The following is a 259-nucleotide window of genomic DNA, read 5'->3' on the forward strand; positions in this document are numbered from 1 at the left end:
ATCTCGCAAGTTCAAGAAGAGAAATAAATGTAATTACCACATTGTCGATAGAGTGAGAGTCATCATCTGACTGTTCAATTTCTCCACCTTTTTCAGCAACTTTCTTTGAGTTATCTTTATGAAGAAGTTCTTCAAAATTAGTCTTCTGCCCCATTTGAAGATAACTCTTAAGGAACTGAAGCTTCTCAACAATAGAAAGCCTATCTCTTCTTACAACAGTGTATTTTCTATTTTGCCTAAAGATGAAATCAACCATAGA

At 34.0% G+C, this 259-nt stretch carries 1 protein-coding gene; it reads right to left on the reverse strand.

Annotation, left to right across the window (positions count from 1 at the left end; translation table 11 throughout):
* Positions 1–259 (reverse strand): hypothetical protein (locus M901_RS11720; RefSeq protein ID WP_157679977.1); only part of this gene is annotated, 259 nt, incomplete at both ends.

This window comes from Bacteriovorax sp. DB6_IX (assembly GCF_000447775.1).
In the GTDB taxonomy this organism is placed as follows: Bacteria; Bdellovibrionota; Bacteriovoracia; order Bacteriovoracales; family Bacteriovoracaceae; genus Halobacteriovorax_A.